This window comes from Lysinibacillus sp. YS11 (assembly GCF_002896375.1).
GTDB lineage: Bacteria > Bacillota > Bacilli > Bacillales_A > Planococcaceae > Lysinibacillus > Lysinibacillus capsici.
The window spans coordinates 4,126,351-4,143,960 of record NZ_CP026007.1 but is presented as its reverse complement, the minus strand read 5'-3'; the positions used below and the strand labels follow the sequence as shown (position 1 = coordinate 4,143,960).

The 17,610-nt window shown below is 35.4% G+C and carries 13 protein-coding genes and 4 pseudogenes; 11 read left to right on the top strand and 6 right to left on the bottom strand.

Annotated elements, in window-relative coordinates; all coding sequences use genetic code 11:
* Positions 1-12 precede the first annotated feature (12 nt).
* From LBYS11_RS20760 to LBYS11_RS20745, 4 genes and pseudogenes are all read left to right on the top strand, one after another.
* Positions 13-870: a CvfB family protein gene (locus tag LBYS11_RS20760; RefSeq protein WP_048394250.1), complete on the top strand. Its 858-nt coding sequence runs from the start codon at positions 13-15 to the stop codon at positions 868-870.
* 158 nt (positions 871-1,028) lie between these two features.
* A complete protein-coding gene (locus LBYS11_RS20755) occupies positions 1,029-1,943 on the top strand; it encodes a DUF1002 domain-containing protein (protein WP_048394252.1) in 915 nt (304 codons plus the stop codon).
* A 228-nt stretch (positions 1,944-2,171) separates the two neighbouring features.
* Positions 2,172-2,452, top strand: a pseudogene (locus tag LBYS11_RS20750) (GNAT family N-acetyltransferase).
* Between the two features lie 499 nt (positions 2,453-2,951).
* Positions 2,952-3,260, top strand: a complete 309-nt coding sequence (locus LBYS11_RS20745; protein WP_004232000.1) for a hypothetical protein — start codon at positions 2,952-2,954, stop codon at positions 3,258-3,260.
* A gap of 17 nt (positions 3,261-3,277) precedes the next feature.
* Here LBYS11_RS20745 and LBYS11_RS20740 read toward each other — a convergent pair.
* The 3 genes and pseudogenes from LBYS11_RS20740 to LBYS11_RS20730 all read right to left on the bottom strand — a co-directional run bounded on the left by LBYS11_RS20740 (position 3,278) and on the right by LBYS11_RS20730 (position 7,097).
* A pseudogene (locus LBYS11_RS20740) lies at positions 3,278-4,419 on the bottom strand (MFS transporter).
* A 148-nt stretch (positions 4,420-4,567) separates the two neighbouring features.
* Positions 4,568-6,094, bottom strand: a complete 1,527-nt coding sequence (locus tag LBYS11_RS20735) for a succinyl-CoA:acetate CoA-transferase ScpC (protein WP_103118895.1) — start codon at positions 6,092-6,094, stop codon at positions 4,568-4,570.
* Positions 6,095-6,446: 352 nt separating this feature from the next.
* Entirely contained in the window at positions 6,447-7,097 is a 651-nt protein-coding gene (locus LBYS11_RS20730; RefSeq protein WP_004232004.1) for a LytTR family DNA-binding domain-containing protein, read from the bottom strand.
* A 504-nt stretch (positions 7,098-7,601) separates the two neighbouring features.
* Here LBYS11_RS20730 and LBYS11_RS20725 point away from each other — a divergent pair.
* From LBYS11_RS20725 to LBYS11_RS20710, 4 genes and pseudogenes are all read left to right on the top strand, one after another.
* Positions 7,602-8,396 carry a helix-turn-helix transcriptional regulator gene (locus LBYS11_RS20725; protein ID WP_048394255.1) on the top strand — a complete coding sequence of 265 codons (795 nt, stop codon included), beginning with the start codon at positions 7,602-7,604 and terminating at the stop codon, positions 8,394-8,396.
* 176 nt (positions 8,397-8,572) lie between these two features.
* Positions 8,573-9,333 (top strand): annotated as a pseudogene (gene yidC / locus LBYS11_RS20720) (membrane protein insertase YidC).
* Positions 9,334-9,388: 55 nt separating this feature from the next.
* Complete coding sequence (locus tag LBYS11_RS20715; protein ID WP_048394257.1) at positions 9,389-9,637, top strand: hypothetical protein; 249 nt, start codon at positions 9,389-9,391, stop codon at positions 9,635-9,637.
* Between the two features lie 149 nt (positions 9,638-9,786).
* Positions 9,787-10,566: a M15 family metallopeptidase gene (locus LBYS11_RS20710; protein WP_048394259.1), complete on the top strand. Its 780-nt coding sequence runs from the start codon at positions 9,787-9,789 to the stop codon at positions 10,564-10,566.
* A 49-nt stretch (positions 10,567-10,615) separates the two neighbouring features.
* Here the strand turns inward: LBYS11_RS20710 and cls are convergent, their stop codons facing one another.
* Entirely contained in the window at positions 10,616-12,073 is a 1,458-nt protein-coding gene (gene cls / locus LBYS11_RS20705; protein WP_103119112.1) for a cardiolipin synthase, read from the bottom strand.
* 217 nt (positions 12,074-12,290) lie between these two features.
* Complete coding sequence (locus LBYS11_RS20700) at positions 12,291-13,451, bottom strand: MFS transporter (RefSeq protein WP_103118894.1); 1,161 nt, start codon at positions 13,449-13,451, stop codon at positions 12,291-12,293.
* A 368-nt stretch (positions 13,452-13,819) separates the two neighbouring features.
* Here LBYS11_RS20700 and LBYS11_RS23340 point away from each other — a divergent pair, with 368 nt between their 5' ends.
* Positions 13,820-13,957, top strand: coding sequence for an Lmo0850 family protein (locus LBYS11_RS23340; protein ID WP_004232019.1), 138 nt, complete (start codon positions 13,820-13,822; stop codon positions 13,955-13,957).
* A gap of 57 nt (positions 13,958-14,014) precedes the next feature.
* Here LBYS11_RS23340 and LBYS11_RS20695 read toward each other — a convergent pair whose 3' ends face one another.
* Entirely contained in the window at positions 14,015-15,202 is a 1,188-nt protein-coding gene (locus LBYS11_RS20695) for an FtsW/RodA/SpoVE family cell cycle protein (RefSeq protein ID WP_036079404.1), read from the bottom strand.
* Between the two features lie 353 nt (positions 15,203-15,555).
* On the opposite strand from LBYS11_RS20695, the gene LBYS11_RS20690 reads away from it, so the two are divergent.
* Both LBYS11_RS20690 and LBYS11_RS20685 read left to right on the top strand, forming a co-directional pair.
* The gene (locus LBYS11_RS20690) at positions 15,556-16,308 is read left to right on the top strand and encodes a hypothetical protein (protein ID WP_048394266.1); all 753 of its coding nucleotides are present in this window, start codon (positions 15,556-15,558) and stop codon (positions 16,306-16,308) included.
* Between the two features lie 223 nt (positions 16,309-16,531).
* Positions 16,532-17,610: pseudogene (locus LBYS11_RS20685) on the top strand (D-alanine--D-alanine ligase).

Below are 17,610 nucleotides of genomic sequence, written 5' to 3'. Positions count from 1 at the left end.
AAGGGAGACAATATGAACGCATTAAAATCAGGTGAAGTCGTTACATTAACGGTATTAGAACAACAAGCATCAAAATGGATTTTAACAAATGGAGTTGAAGAACTACCTTTAAATGCTTCAGAGGTAACAGAGCCACTAACAGTAGGTGACCGCCTTGAAGTATTTTTATTTGCAGACCGTCGTGGAGATTTGGCTGCAACAACGGCTATTCCAGCTTTTACACAAGGTGAATATGGCTGGGCACGTGTCTTGAAAGTAGTGGAACGTGAAGGTGCTTTTGTGGATATTGGTACATCTCGTGAAGTATTAGTAAGAGCAGAAGATTTACCTGCATTAAAAGAGGTATGGCCAGAACCAGGCGATCATTTATTTATGACACTACGTACAGATCGTAACGGTGATTTATTTGGTCGTTTAGCCACAGAGGAAAAAATTTCGGAGCTATATGAAGGTGCATTTGAAGATATGCACAATAAGAATATCCAAGCACGCCCATATCGTTTGTTACCGATCGGGACATTTTTGCTAGGTGTAGAAGTTCCTTACCGTATTTTTGTGCATGAGTCTGAGCGAAATAATGAGCCTCGATTAGGACAAGATGTAGTTGTACGTATTATCGATGTAAAAGACGATGGTTCCATGAATGGCTCACTTTTACCAAGAAAACATGAGCGTCTTTCAAATGATGCGCAACAAATATTAAAGTATATACAGGATGTGGGCGGTAAAATGCCATTTGGTGATAAATCGTCTCCTGAAGAGATTCAAGAAATGTTTAATATGAGTAAAGGGGCATTTAAACGTGCCTTAGGAACGTTAATGAAAGCTGGTAAAGTGAAACAACAAGACGGTTGGACTGAAGAAATTTAAAGGATGGTTTGTTTGACTAGCTAGCAAAACATTTACAACAGGAAAAGTGACGAGAGACAGCCTTGAAACCTTCTCGTCTTTTTTTCGTACTAATTATTGTATAGTGGCATACATTATACTTGCTAATTATGAAGTTTTAGCGAAAGGGGTCACACGATTTGAAAAAAACATGGATTAAAATACTAACTGCTACTATGTTAGTATTTGGAGTGATGGCACCAGCAACAGGATTTGCATCTGACAATACGCCTCCAAAAGCAATTGATGAAAAACTAGGCGTACCGATCGTCGTGTATGGAGCAAATTTATCTGAGGCTGAAAAAGAGTCTGTAAAAAAATCATTAAAAGTAAGCGAAGAACCTGAAATTGAAGAAATTACTGTGTCTGGTGAGGATCTAGTAAAATACATTAAAGATAGTAATTCAAGCTCACGTATGTACTCTTCTGCAAAGATTACACGCAGAGAAGCAGGAGAGGGTCTAGTAATACAAATTGTCACACCATCAAATATAACGCAGGTAACTTCAGAGATGTATGCAAATGCGATGTTAACAGCAGGAATTCAGGATGCATCCGTACAAGTAGCTGCACCGAAAGCCGTTACAGGGCATTCAGCATTAGTAGGTATTTACAAGGCATATGAGGTCACTACAGGGGAAACACTGGATATTGATCGTACAGATGTAGCAAACGAAGAATTATCAGTAGCAACATCCATTGCAGAATCTGCAGGGGTAGACGATGCAAAGGTTGCGGAATTACTGACAGAAATTAAAAAGCAAATTGCAGAGCTAAAGCCAGCAACACGTGAAGATGTGGAGAAAATTGTAGAAGAGCAATTAAGTAAGCTTGAAATTAATTTAAGTGAAAAGGACCGTCAATTGCTAGTGGATCTAATGGATAAAATAAGCAAGTTGGACATTGATTTTAGTAAATGGTCTGATCAATTAAATGATATCAGTAATACAATCCAAGAAAAATTCGGCTCACTTATGGAAGATAAAGGTTTCTGGGAAAGCGTAAAAAGCTTTTTTGCTAATTTAAAAGATACTATTTCTTCATGGTTTAACTAAATTTATAGTTGATAGAAAGGAATCTGTTATACCTTCTCACTTTGCTAGAGAAGGTGTACAGATTTTTTTTGATTCAACAAGTGAAAGATTTTGAAGTGTGATGTTTTCGACATAGGAAAGCTAACCGAATATCTGGACATAGCTTCGCTGATTTGATAAAAGAAGCGTACACAAATTTTGTGAAAATATAAAAAGCTATGGTACTATGAATAAAAGGAGTGGTGAGAAATGGAATTCCAATTACAACAATTAGCAGAAAATAAGTTTGCATTTTGAATGAGCAAGCAGGGGAAAAACTAGCAGAAATTACTTGGCAGCAAAATGGCTCAGTAATGGTAATGGATCACACATATGTATCTGATAAGCTCCGTGGTCAAGGTGTGGCCAAACAATTACTCGATCAAGCAGCATCGTATGCACGCGAAAATGGTTATAAAATGAAGGCCGTTTGTTCCTATGTGGTGGCAGCATTTGAAAAGTCAGATGCATACAATGATGTAAAACAATAAAAAATAAGGCAATCTGCTTTTAATTAAGCGGATTGCCTTTTAATTGCTAGAGCAAATCATGTAAATAGCTCCTTATAATAGAATGACACTATAAATTAGTACTGTTAAGAAGCCAGCCCCGCCAATTAATGAAGCCATATCTATCCAATCATATGCTAAATCGAAATCTTTCATTTTAACCACTCTCCTATTTTAGTATTAATTCATTAATTCCCTTTACTTGCCTTTTATAATCATAAATAGTTACAAAATTTTGACGAATGCTAAAAATAAGGGTACGATAACTGGGCTTTAATAGGAAATAGAGTGAGATTGTCTGCATTAAAAACTAGACGAACTACAATGGATTGACGGAGTTTTTACTAGATAAAAGGGCAAGTATTTATCCATACATTAATATATATGCTAGAGGGTATAAAAAAATAATGTTTATTCTTTTAAGAATAGGGAAAAACTATACTACAGAGCTAGTTTCTATATTTTTAGGAGGTTATAAACTATGGCAAAACGAAAAGGAACAGGTGTTGTCGTTGCAGGATTAGCAGGACTAGCAGCATCTTATTTCAGTAAAAAAGAGAATCGTGATAAAGCACTAACAATGTTTAATAGTATGAAAGCAAAATTAGAGTCGTATCTTACTACAGGTCCTGATATGCATGACAATATTGCAGAACGTGTAGCTACAGAGGTAGCAACAGAGGCTGGTACTTCACCAACTAAAATTGCCTCGAATGAAATGGTAGCTGAAGGTGGAGGACATACTGGTGTCCATTTCTATAATGAAGAAATTCAAGAAAAGGAAAAGTAAACAAAAAACCTTCTCATCTAAGCATGAGAAGGTCTTTTGTGTGGGATAAGAATTGCGCCTGCAAAGAGCAATAATACAAAGCCAGTAAATGCAAAGCCACTGACAGTACCAAGTGATAGCCAACCTAATAAAGAAGAGCCTATAACTACACCTAGAGAGAAAAACGCGTAGAAATAGCCGTAAGCTTTTCCTCGTACTTCAGCAGTTGTAGAGTCAATTAGCAGCGAATTTACCGAAGGGAATAGGAAACCGAATCCGATCCCATAGCAAGCCATTGCTGTATAGAGTAAAGAGCTAGAATTTGCTTGGCTAATTAATAGCTGGCTTATTCCCATTAAACCTATACCAAAAGACAATGTTTTGAGTGGATTAACCTTATCAAAAATACGATTAGTAGGTAATAGGAAAACAAGAACTGCAATAATACCAAATGTACTCATTAAAGTGCCGCTTAAACGAGAGTCGAAGCCTAAGGAATGTACTTTAAGAGGGAGTAGATACGCAATAACCCCTTGAGAAAACATTAAGAAAAAGGCTCCTAAAAAGGCTTTTAATGTTCCTGTATTATTAAAAAAGACACTGATCGGAATGTAATTACTTGGTTTAGCCTTCTCTTTTTTACTTGATTTGCTTTCAATATAAAGAACGCAAGGATACCTAGCAGAAGCATAAAGCTTGCTGTGATATTGAAAACAAATGGTACACTTGTCCGGCTAGCTAAAATACCACTAAATGCAGGGCCTATAATGGCTGCAATACCAACAAAGGCGCCAGAAATAGCACTGCCCTTACCTCTTTTTTCCTGCTCTGTAGCGTTCGCTAGAAATGTAAAGGCAGCAGGAACAATGAAGCCTGCAACAAGGCCATGGATAAAACGTACAATTAATAGAGCAATGGGCTCTTCTACTAAATTATAAAATGTTAATGATAGACCTGTTGTTAGAAGACCTATTATGAGTATGATGAAAGGTCCTTTGCGATCCGTTAAGAAGCCAGAAATGATATTACCGAATGTATTGGAAAGCGAATACATGCCCACTGCAAGACCAGTGAGGAATGCCGATGCACCTAAAGACTCAGCATAAGTACTCATAACAGGAAGCTGGGTAAAAAGGTCGAAAAACGAAAAGAAAATAATAGCATAGATAAATTTCTTCATGGTTCCTCCGATGAAATAGAACATTATAGTCAATAAGATTAATATAGTCCTATTATAGCATCTTCCAATCGATAATACTTCTCACTTGTTTTTTGCTTTCACGTATAAAAAACGTCTAATAAGTATTAACTTATTAGACGTAGAGAATTTAATAATTAAGCTTTTGCAACTTCTTTTTCATTGTTTTGTTTTTAGCAAGATTTACATGCCAAGAAAGTGCTTCCTCTAACAGATGAGGAGTTTGGTGGTTGCCAGTTGCTTCAACTGCACGGTTATAGTAATCCCATAATTGTTCTTTGTAATCTGGGTGTGCACAGTTTTCAATAATTAAAGGTACACGTTCTTTTGGTGCAAGACCACGTAAGTCAGCAATACCTTGTTCTGTAACGATAACATCAACGTCATGCTCTGTATGGTCAACGTGAGATACCATTGGCACGATAGAAGAAATTGCTCCACCTTTTGCGTATGATTTTGTAACAAAAATACCAAGGCGTGCGTTACGTGCGAAGTCACCTGAACCACCGATACCGTTCATCATACGAGTACCAGAAACATGCGTCGAATTAACGTTACCATAGATATCTAACTCAAGAGCTGTGTTGATTGAGATTAGACCCAAACGACGGATAAGCTCAGGGTGGTTAGAAATTTCTTGTGGACGTAAGCAAATTTTATCAGCATACTTTTCTAAATTACCATAAACTTTTTGCTGTAATTCTTCAGTAAGTGTGATTGAAGTTGCAGCAGCGAATTTAACTTTACCAGCATCGATTAAGTTAAATACAGCATCTTGAAGTACTTCAGATGCAACAATTAAATCTTCAAATTCTGAATCTGCAAAGCCATCAAGTACAGCGTTTGCTACAGAACCTACACCAGATTGCAATGGCATTAATTGTTTTGTTAAACGACCCGCTTTAATTTCATCACGGAAGAAGTCTAATAAAATGTTTGCCATCGTTTGTGTTTCTTCATCTGGAGGTACGATTAATGAAGGAGCATCTGGCTCTTCAGAGATAACAATTGCTTTAATTTTAGCTGGATCTACTTTGATACCAATATCACCAAGGCGTTGCATAGCATCTGTCATTGGAATAGCTTCACGTTTACCTTGTTCTCCAGGTACATAAATATCATGGATACCGATTAAAGCTTCTGGATGAGAGATATTTAACTCGATAATAATATTTTCTGCATATTCTGCAAAGATAGGTGAGTTACCTACAGAGTTTGTTGGAATGATTAAACCATCTTCAGTAATAGCAACCGCTTCAAGAATTAAATACTTGATTGGTCCGATAATTCCTTGGCGTACTAGCTCAGCATTATGAGAAAGATGAGCATCTACATATAAGATATCTCCAGAATTAATTAAATTACGGATACCCGCATCACCCTGGAATGGTCCACGTTTACGAATGGCACCAGCTTCTGCTAAGTACTTATCTACTTCTGGTCCTAATGATGCACCTGTATATACATCAATTTTGAATTCTTCATTTTTTGCGCGCTCAACTAATGCCATTGGAACAACTTTTGCATCCCCAGCACGAGTAAAACCACTCATCCCAACTACATCACCATTAGAAATAAGTGCTGCTGCTTCTTCAGCAGTTACAATTTTACTCTCAAGTTCTTTTAAACCTAGGCGTTTTTGAACATTTGCATCCATAAAAAAATCCTCCCCTAAATAATTTTGATGGAAACCGATTACAAAACTAGAAAAAACATTTAAGAATTTTCTGTTTATTCAGTTGTAGTATGACTCCAACCATTTGAATAATACTATCACCAAATTGTCACAAAAACTTTAGAATTAGCATTAAATTGAGTAAAAAAAGGAAAATCGAGCATTAAGATGATTTTTCGACAGAGAAAACGTTTTATTGTAGAGCTGTATAAATTTAGTTGTTTTCTATATTAAAAATAGTGCAAAAATAGTTAAATGTTGAGGTAAATGAGGCGGAGTTGTGCGCAAAAAAGAACAGCGAGCAATTATAAAAATTGCTCGCTGTTCATACAAATTAGAAACCTAAAGAACGACGGAAATAGCTTGCATAGCGTTGGCTAACAGGAATACGTGTACCATCTTTCATAATTAATAAAAACGTTGAGTGTGAATCTGGTTGAATTTCATCGATGTAGTCAATGTTAACGATATAAGAGCGGTGACAACGAATAAATGAGTCAGGTGCTAAAAATAGCTCTAGATCACTTAAGTTTAAACGGTGATAACCTTCACGTGTCATTGTTTTAACAAATGTTTTACGGAGTTGTGTTTCTAAATAAATAACTTGATCATGTTTGATTGGGTACCAGCAATCATCAATTTTGATTGTAATGTAGTTAGTTAAGAATGCTGATGGTTTTTGCGGGAAGATAGCAGTAATAGCTCCTTTTGTTTCGCCTTCCTCCATTAAAGGAATACTCATGCCATAATAAGCGACACCGAAGACATCAGGTTCGATATAAGAGCTGATTTTTTGACCATAGCTTAATGCTTTGTGTGCGGCTGAACCTTCTTTGATAGGGTCACCAGGTTTAATTTTCAAATCAACTTTCTTGCTTGGTTGGTAATACAAATATTCATTTGTATCAGAGATAGCGATGGACGTATTTTCAGGGAAGAATTCCTTAATAATTTCCATGATCTCTTCTATTTGTTTTGGATCCACTTTAAACACCTCGTCTAAACTTTTAAAAATAGTATTATCATCTATTTTACTACATATTCATATAAATTATATAGAGAAGATTTAGGAATAAAATAGAAAAATGTCGAATGATCCATTAGAATGATGTAAGTTGTTTTGTATAATTTGTAAATAAATTTATAAAATGACTAATTTTTTTGATATGTATATGGTAAAATTTAATTGTTAGGAATAAGTTTACGAGGTTTCTACTATGTATATGTGATAAATTAGAACTAGAGTAGCAATTAAAATGTGGTTGAAAGGAAATCGCAGAATATGGTAAAATTCACTGTATAGTCTATTTTTTTTATATCTGGTGTTTTAGTAGGGTTATTTTTGATTTATTTGTTAATAAAATTTGTGAAATAGGACTCAGTTCTTATATTGAATAAGTAAATACTATTTTCTTATTTTTAATTCGTCGGGATTGGTGTCAAATATTGTCATGCAATTCGTGCACTCTGAGGAAAGATGGGGAAGATTATGCAACTACATCAACATTCTATGTCAGAAACGATATCCAAAAGATACTTCCAAGAAATCGATAATATTAATCAATATATCGGTGTCGAAGAATTTTTTAATATTGAGTCGAAATTAATTTTTGAAATTTACCATTTAGAATCTGCAAAAGCGAAAAAATCTTTGCATGAGTTAATTGATATTCTCTCAATTCGTTTTGGCAAACAGGTCATTAAAATCGTTCGAAGTTATTTTTCTGTTTTGTCATCAATTGTTGCTCGTAAATTGCTGGACAATCAAGTACCTTCGAAAAAAGCATTTGCTTTCAATATTGCGTGTAACGATATGATAGAAAATCAAATGAAAGATGCAGAGTTTTTACAATTTGCTGATGATTTAATTGATTTCTTTGTTTACTTTATTGCAGATCGCAAACAACCGACTTTCCGACATCAAACTGTTAACAAAGTGATAATGTATATAAATGACGAGCTTGAAAATGATTTAACTGTTGAAAGTATAGCAAATAACTTTCATATAAGTACTAGTCACTTATCACGTATTTTTAGAGAACATGTGGGCATTACATTGGTTGAGTATTTAAATGTTAGACGTGTAGAAGAATCACAATACTACTTACGACATACAAACAAAAGTATTACTTCTATCTCAGATCAATTCCATTTCTGTAATCAAAGTTATTTTACTCGTATTTTCAAAAAATATACTGGAGTTACGCCAAAACATTTTAGAGACGAGCTTCATCATGAATTTTATCGTTTTGAAATGGCAGAAGCTGAATTACAAAATGTGTAGATTTTGAGCATAGAAAATGAGAAGGTGCGAACATATTAGCGTTGCTAAAGCTCGCATCTTTTTTGATGAATCATCTGAGGAACCAGCTTAAGGAATAAGTAGCACTTGCTATTTGATAAAGAGAGACCCTATAAGGTATACTTCACAGTAGTTGATAAATAATAGTAGGTGGAAAAATGAAAAATTTGAAGCTATTTTCAATGCTTGGTATTGCCGTTTTTGTTCTTAGTGGCTGTCAAGCTGTACAAAACAAAGAAGGTTTTTTCTATAGTATCTTTGTAAAACCTATGGAATTTTTATTGGAGTTTTTCGGGAATGATATCTTTTCAGGGAGCTATGGTTTAGCAATCATTGCGATTACTGTTCTAATTCGTTTAGTATTAATGCCGATTATGCTAAAAAACTATCGTCAACAGCAATTAATGAAAACGAAGATGGATGCTTTTAAACCTGAAATGGAAGCCGTTCAGAAAAAATGAAGGAAGCTAAGACAAAAGAAGAGCAAACGCAATATCAACAAGAAATGATGGCTCTATATCAAAAGCATGGCATTAATCCACTTAATATGGGTTGTTTACCGATGTTAATTCAAATGCCGATTATTATGGGTCTGTATTTCTCGATCTTGTATTCTGCCGATGTTAAATCCCATGAGTTTTTATGGTTTAGCTTAGGTTCACCTGATATCGTAATGACTATTGTTGCAGGGATTGTTTACCTAATCCAGGCTCGTGTATCTTTATGGACGGTACCAGAGCAACAAAAAGCGCAGATGAAAATGTTTATTTATATTTCACCAATTATGATTGTCTTTATCTCCATGTCTTCTATGGCAGCACTGCCTTTGTATTGGTCTGTCAGTGGTGCATTGTTGATTATTCAAACATATATTGGGCGTAAATATTATTCGGAACATCCTGAGAAAGCAAAAAAATAAATTGATTGATGTCGAGGCGCCTTTGCTGCCTCGATTTTTTTAGGAGGACAGCAAGATGAACAAAAAATGGCTATCATCTATTCTTGTCGCAATTTTTAGTATTGCAGCACTTGTATTTATTATTATGGGGAAATTTAATTTTGCCGTACTTGCAATGACGATCATGTTTGCCCTATCAAATGGGTTTAGAGCAAAAAGCTTTAAAGAGCAAGGTTATGTAAAAGAAGCAAAATGGATGCAGTATATGGCAGTTTTTTTCGCAATTGCATCTATAGTAGTATTTGTCATCGTTCTAACAGATTAATTGAATATTTACGTAGGAAATTTACACCTGAAAATGTGAACAGTGCTAAAATAAGATTATAACTAGTAATACAATAAAATAGGTATTTTCAAGGTGAAATGCTTTAAATATCCTTTTAGATACCTGATATTTTAAAAGGGGTATAAAGAGTGAAAAACAATCGTCTTCCGCTTATCGTTGGTGCTTTCATATCTATCGCGTTAATTGTAGCAATTTTTGTAGTCTATAACTATAAAAATAATCAAGTAAATAGTGCATCTGATGAGCAGCCAAAAACAACAGAAACAAACAAAACAACTGAACAAGATTCTACTGCAACAGAGAAACCAGACAATACTGAAACTCCTGCAAAGCCAGAGCAACAACCAGACGAAAATGGGTATCTTCCAAATCAAACATTACCTACGGAACCAACCTATATCAATGGTATTCTGTTAGCTAATAAAATTTATCCGCTTCCATCTACCTTTGCACCTGAAGAAAATCCAGAAGCACGAGAAGCGTTAAATCAAATGTTAGCAGCTGCCAAGCAGCAAGGATTTGATTTAGTTGCATTTAGTGGCTACCGATCTTTTGAATATCAAACAACCCTTTATGATAACTATGTTAAACGTGATGGACAGGCAGCGGCAGATCGATACAGTGCTCGTCCTGGCTACTCAGAACATCAAACAGGCTTAGCGTTTGATATAGGAGAGCGTGGAAAAGAAGATGTGTGGCTGACAGAAGAGTTTGGGGAAACTCCAGCAGGGCAATGGCTATTTGCACATGCACAGGAGTATGGCTTTATTTTGCGTTTCCCTCAAAACAAAGAAGAGATAACAGGTTATATGTATGAGTCATGGCACTATCGTTATGTGGGCAAAGAGATTGCAAAAGAGATAACAAAGAAAAACATTACGTTGGAAGAATATTTAGGCGTAAAATAATAAAAGGAAGAGAAGCCATTCTGTGAACAGGCTCTCTTCCTTTTTATTTTTATAAAATGGGTGTTAATAGACGGGAAATAGATTCTTTAAATTTAATCAGTGTTGAACGGTTTTTATACATTTCCCATGTTAATTCCGTACAATCAAAAATATCCTTCTCAAACAGTTCTGCCAATTGGTGCGATATATTTGCATCATATATGAAGGCATTGACTTCAAAATTTAGACTAAAACTTCGTACATCAATATTCGCTGTTCCGACAGAGGAAGCCTCGTCATCAATAATAATAGCTTTAGCATGGATAAAGCCCTTTTCATAGATGTAGACTTTGGCTCCAGCACGTAATAATTGACCCACATAAGAATAAGTAGCCCAATATACAAACATATGATCAGGCTTATTAGGAATCATTATGCGTACATCGATGCCTGACAAGGTGGCAATTTTAATGGCGTCTAAAAAACTAACATCTGGGATGAAATATGGTGTTTGAATGTAAATATATTTTTGAGCCATATTAATAAGCTTTAAGTAACCGATCTTTATTTGCTCCCAGTCTGAGTCTGGTCCACTTGAAACAATCTGTAAACCCACATCACCTTTTTGTGGGATGGCAGGGAAGTAACGATCAGAGTACCCCATTTTTTGTTGTGCACTAGCTTGGTTCCAGTCGAGTAAAAAGCGTGTTTGCAAAGGATGTACGGCACTACCCTCAATACGTAAGTGTGTATCTCGCCAATAACCAAACTTTTTTTGTAAACCTAAATACTCGTCACCGACGTTAAAACCACCAATATAGCCAATTCGACCATCAATGACAACGATTTTTCGGTGATTTCTAAAATTTAAACGAGGGTTAAGAAGTGGCAAAATGGATGGGAAGAAAACTTCTACTTCACCACCAGCATGCAGCAACTCTTTAAAATGGCGTCTTTTAACATTACGTGATCCCATTTCATCATAGAGAAGACGCACCTTAACACCTTGCTTTGCTTTTTTTATCAATGCATTGACGATACGTGTACCTAAGTCATCAAGTCTAAAAATATAATACTGGATGTGAATGTGATCTTTAGCTGCTTCAATGTCTTTAAGGAGCTGCTCAAACTTATCGGCACCATCATCAAAAATATCCAGATGGTTGTCCTGTGTTAACACCGCATTGTTTGTTCTGAGGTGCATATAAATCATCTCTTGATAATTTTCTGCATTAGCAATACGAAACTCAAACGTTTCATCTCGAATCGCTTCCATCTGATAGGTAATCAGATTATCAATCCCAATATCCTTGCGTCCTTCCCAACGAAATAGGTGCTTTCTTCGTAATTGTCTTCCAAGTAATAAGTACAAAATAAATCCAGCTAATGGCAGGAAAAATAACACGAGGATCCATGCCCATGTAGAGGTAGCATCTTTACGTTCTAAGAAAATGATGGTCATGGCTAATAAAATATTAAAAAACAAAGTTAAAGGAACTAAATATTCTATATCTGTAAAAATGCTCATTCCTACACCTGCCTTTGTATTGTTAATAACATACTTAGTATAGCCTACTTCAAATGCGGAAAGAAGATATGAAATGGCTAGATAGCATGGAAAAGGATTATCCCTTTGATATATAGGAATAATCCGCATGGTTTAATTAGTAATTCTCTAATAGTTAGAATGTTTCTATGATTACTGACTTAACGTTGGATATTCATAAAATGCAACCTACTATATTTTACGGAAGACGTAATGATTTACGGGATGACTTATATATAAAGATTAGGCTTATAGAAAGAATGGCTATTGCAGCCGAAATATAATAACCAAGACTTGCTTGTACGGTAAATAACCATGTAAAAAAGAGTGGACCAAGAATACGTCCTAAGTTATCCATTGAATAGGACAGTCCAGCGGCAGTTCCATATTGTCCTCCAGATTCTTTAGAGGAGAGTGATACAACACATGTTCTTGCAAGTGCATTACCTGCTGTAAAGACACAAAGGGCAAGCCCAGCGATAAAAAGATTAGCTGTCAATGTAAATAAAAGCATGCCGATAGCAGTTACAATTTGTGCACCAATTAACCATGTCGTTTCACTGCCATTTTTTATGCGTCGAACGACCCCTCCTTGAATAGCTGCATCGACAAAGCCACTAAACATGAACAAGTAACCAATTTGTAATGGTGTAATGTGAATTTTTTCGATTTGAAATAGCTGAAATGTAGCCTCTACGCCAGCTAGCATAAAAGTTACTAAAAAAGAAAACATAAATAGATAGCGCACACGGAATTGTAACATTGTTGCAGCACCCTTTGGCACTATAGCACGTTTATTTGAATCTTTTCGTTTTTTAGGTTCTTTTAGGACGAAACTTGCATAAATAAATAATAGTGCAATTAATGATGCTGATGCAGTAAACGGTAACTGCAAGCTATAATGGCCTAGCATTCCCCCGATTGCTGGACCAAAAATAAACCCAAGACCAATGGACATGCCCATAAAGCCCATATACTTATTGCGATCCTCTTCACTAGATATATCGGCGATAAATCCTGTTACTGCTGTATATAATGCACCTGAAAATAAACCACCAATAATACGTGAAACATACAATATAGCTAGGTTATCTATAAATAGTGAAAAAATAACAAAACTAAGGCTAAAGCCAATTAGACCAGTAAGGATTAGTTGTTTTCGCCCTACCTTATCTGATAGCATACCCCATAACGGTGCTGTGAAAAAACTTGCAAGTGAATAAACGGTCAATAAACCACCTACGTGGAGATCATGCCAATTTTGCTGCACAATTACCTCTGGTAAGACGGGAATAATAATGCCGAACCCTAGATAAACGAGGAATTGAACAGACATCAATAGTAAAATAGCCTTTTTCATACAGTTCCCTGCTTTCATACGATATTTCAATATGTATATTCTACCTCTCTTGTTCTTGCGATTACAACAATAGGGGAGGGAAAGCTTGAATAAAGTGGAACAATTTAGTAAAGAAAGAAATGAAGCGTTTTAGATTTTTTAAATCTATGTTCTGATTTTTGAATAAAATGTAGCCGTTTTGGGTAATTTAACTATGTTTGATGGAAAAGTTTGATGATGTGAAAAATTTACAATGTAACAAAATTGAAAAATTTTAAAGGTAAGTTAAATGGTATGATAAATTTGTCAGACATCATACTCGTAGAAAAATGAAACTTTTTCGTAAATAAAACGTTATATAAAATCGAGGAAAGATTGAGGTGGAATGTATGACAAAAGAAGTAGATTTGAAAAAGATTGTTTCGAATTTATCTAAGTTGGGTGTAACAGCCACTGTAACAAAGTCTCGACTAGAACTTTTAAAAGTGCTAACACCACCAACGCAAACTCCGCAAGTTCAAGCTTAACTCGTTTCCAATAGAAAAAGGGAGGTCTCAATACGCGAGACTTCCCTTTTTCTATAGTTATTCATCTTCATCATGTGTGGTAAACATATACGTTCGATAATGGAATCGCATACTAAAGACTAGCCCAATCGCTAATGCATTCCCCATAAGCGAACTTCCTCCGTAGCTAATGAACGGAAGTGGAATACCTGTGATAGGTAATAATTGAATAGTCATACCAATATTTTCGAAAACGTGGAAGGTAATCATAGCAATAATCCCAGCACATACATAGGTCGAGAAGGGATCTTTCAATAATAGGGTTGTCTTTGTTAAATGATAAATTAATAAGAAGAAAATACAAATAACAATACTAGCACCAATAAAGCCCCATTCCTCGCCGATAACTGTAAAAATGAAATCGGTATGGTTTTCAGCTACATATACTTCACGATTTCTAAATCCCTTACCAAAAATTTCACCTGATCCAATGGCATTTAAAGAGGTAATTAAATGATAGCCATCACTGGATGAATAGGAATAGGGGTCTAGCCAAGAATAAATACGAGCAAATTGATAGGCCTTAAAACCAAATGTTTTTTCTAGAAAGTCCTGCATATAGAGTGCCATCCACAGTAGGGTACCGCCTGCTACCATGCCACCTAAAAATGTTGGTAGAATGATTTTCCAAGAAATACCTGCTACAATGATAAGTGCTGCCGTAATGGCAAAGAATACAAGTGCTGAGCCTAGGTCAGGCTGCTTTAAAATAATAGCTAATGGTACGATTAAGGTGATAGCGATTTTACCTAGTAGCAAAAAGTCTGTTTTAATTGATCGTAATGAATAAATTTCATGGTGCTTACTAATTAATCGAGCTAGTGCTAAAATGTAAAAAGTTTTCATAAACTCAGAAGGCTGAATATTTCCAATCGGCGTATGATACCAGCTTTTAGCACCATTAACGGGTGCACCGATTTGACCTTCTCCTTCTGGCATAAAAATAAGCAGTACCAGTAAGGCAATCCCTGCTCCATACATATACCATGACATTTTTTTATATTGATCTGGCTCAAAAAACATGACTATACCAATAATTACTGCACCAATCACATACCATTGCATTTGTTTTGGTACGTAGTTAATGCCATATTGTCCTGAAGTTTGGGCAGATGCAATAGCTAACAAACTAATGACTAGAAAAGTGAAGAGTATAAATGCAAGTGTCCAGTCAAAACGATTTGCGAAATTTCGTTTATTTTCCATAAAAGCCACCTAAAATTAAAATAGTATCTCAATATGAGTAAATGTGATGCGATTCTCCCTATTTCGTTTATAATTGGTCAAAGAAGAAAGCAAATTAATAACCAGCAGTGGTGTGAAAATAGCTCATATCTATTGATAAGCTTGCAATTTGCTTTGAATATTGTCAATGGAATTTTAAGCAAATACTTGAACTCATTGAGTAATCTAAACTTTATATGCAAATGCATGTTTAACATTCCTAATTATAACGCAAAAATTACTTTTATGCCTGCGTATATAGTAGTGACGACAATTAACATAAAATGTTTCAAAAAAATCATGTTTAGTCTTATAATGTAGTGAAGAATGGGGTGATGGTTGTGGCTAAAAAATTAAAGTCAGCTGATGATTTTATGTATCATATTTATGTTCATATGAATGATGTCGATAAATTTGTTATATTTAGCGGGTTAAAATTCTCGCAATTTGTGGCTGCACTTGAACCACTACATCACTTACTGTTATTAAAACATTCCTATGAAGACGGTTCTTTTAATATGCATACACAATTTGAATATGTATTAGAAGAAGATGTTCCTCGTTTTGTGAAAAAATCTGCTGAATCTAAAGAATTATGCTGGGTAGATTTTATGGACGAGAAGAGGCTAGATCATTTAACACCGATGGAACAAGGAGAATTGCTGTACATAAGTCACAAGAAAGAACCAATTACGTCAGCATTTTTTAATAAATTACAAAATAGATTCGTCTATTATTCTTCAGATTTAGAGAAAATGACTAAAATTTATTTTCGTCATTTAAGTGATTCGGATTTATTGGTTGCCAATGTTTTTAATAGTTTAATTCGTGAAAAGGAACGCAGCACTGGATTTTGGCGTCGAAAAGTAAAAGCGAGTATTCCCGCTATATCACCAGATTTTTTACGTTCTTACCGATCCTTTGCGAAAGATGGAGCGTTACTATCTTTGTATCGGATTGAGAAACCAAAAGTAGCGTATGGAATAGAAGTTCGCAATCTGTCTGAATATTCTTTTCCTGACGAAGTTTGGGATGACTTAAATACGATTTTAAAAACAGAGCATGATGAATTAATCTATATTATTTAAACTTCATGGTGACGCAATCAAAGAACTAAGATGTTGGTAGACAATATTTATGTTGCATTATTCCTGTACAATTTAATAGCAGGAAGTATTGATGCTGGGGCATAATCGAAGAAATATACACGCAAAATCTCACCGTTAAAAATACGGTGAGATTTTTATGTCATTTGTCAAGACGTTTCATGATAAACTAATAGTACTCAAGAAGTATGTGGAGGGCACAAAAATGAAAAAAAGAATCGGTTTATTATACGGCGGAAAGTCAGCGGAGCACGAAGTGTCGTTATCGACAGCACGTGCAGTCACAGGAGCTTTGAACTTCGAGGAGTATGAAGTATATCCGATTTTCATTACAACTGACGGGGAATGGCGTCGTGGAGAGCGTTTAGAAAAACCCGTAAGTGCAATAGAAGAACTACAATTTGGTGATAATACTACAATTTTAGAAAATAATATCACTGATTTTTGCTTGATAAAAATGGCAATGAGGTAAAGTTTGATGTCATTTTCCCATTGTTACATGGTACGAATGGTGAGGATGGAACAGTGCAAGGTTTACTTGAGGTTCTAAATTTACCGTATGTAGGAAATGGTGTATTGGCATCCTCTGCTGGAATGGATAAAGTGGTAATGAAGCAATTATTTGAAATTGCTGGATTACCTCAAGTGCCCTATACGTATTTTATTCGTAGTGAGTGGAAGAATGAGCAACACGCAATCATTGAACGCTGTGAAAATAACCTGAATTGGCCAATGTTTGTGAAGCCTGCAAACTTAGGGTCAAGTGTTGGGATTAGCAAGGCAACAGATCGCGAGCAATTGGTAAAAGCAATTGAGGTTGCTTTACAATATGATCGTAAAATCGTTGTTGAACAGGGAATTGTCGCTCGTGAAGTTGAACTAGCGGTGTTAGGAAATGACTATCCTGAAGTATCAGTGCCAGGAGAAATTAAACCCGTTACTGATTTTTATGATTATGATTCTAAATATAAGGACGGTTCTACAGCACTTATTATTCCAGCTGAGCTTCCAGTAGAAACTGTGGCAAGCTTAAAAGAACTGGCAAAGCGTGCATTTAAGGCTATAGATGGTAGCGGCTTAGTTCGTGCGGACTTTTTTGTAACAACTGAAAATAACGTTTACATTAATGAAGTAAACACAATGCCAGGTTTTACGCCTGTAAGTATGTATCCATTATTATGGCAGCATACAGATGTGAGTTATCCAGAGCTGATTGACCGTTTAATTACCCTAGCAATTGAACGCTATGAAGAAAAACAACAGCTTCACTATAAAAAAGACTGA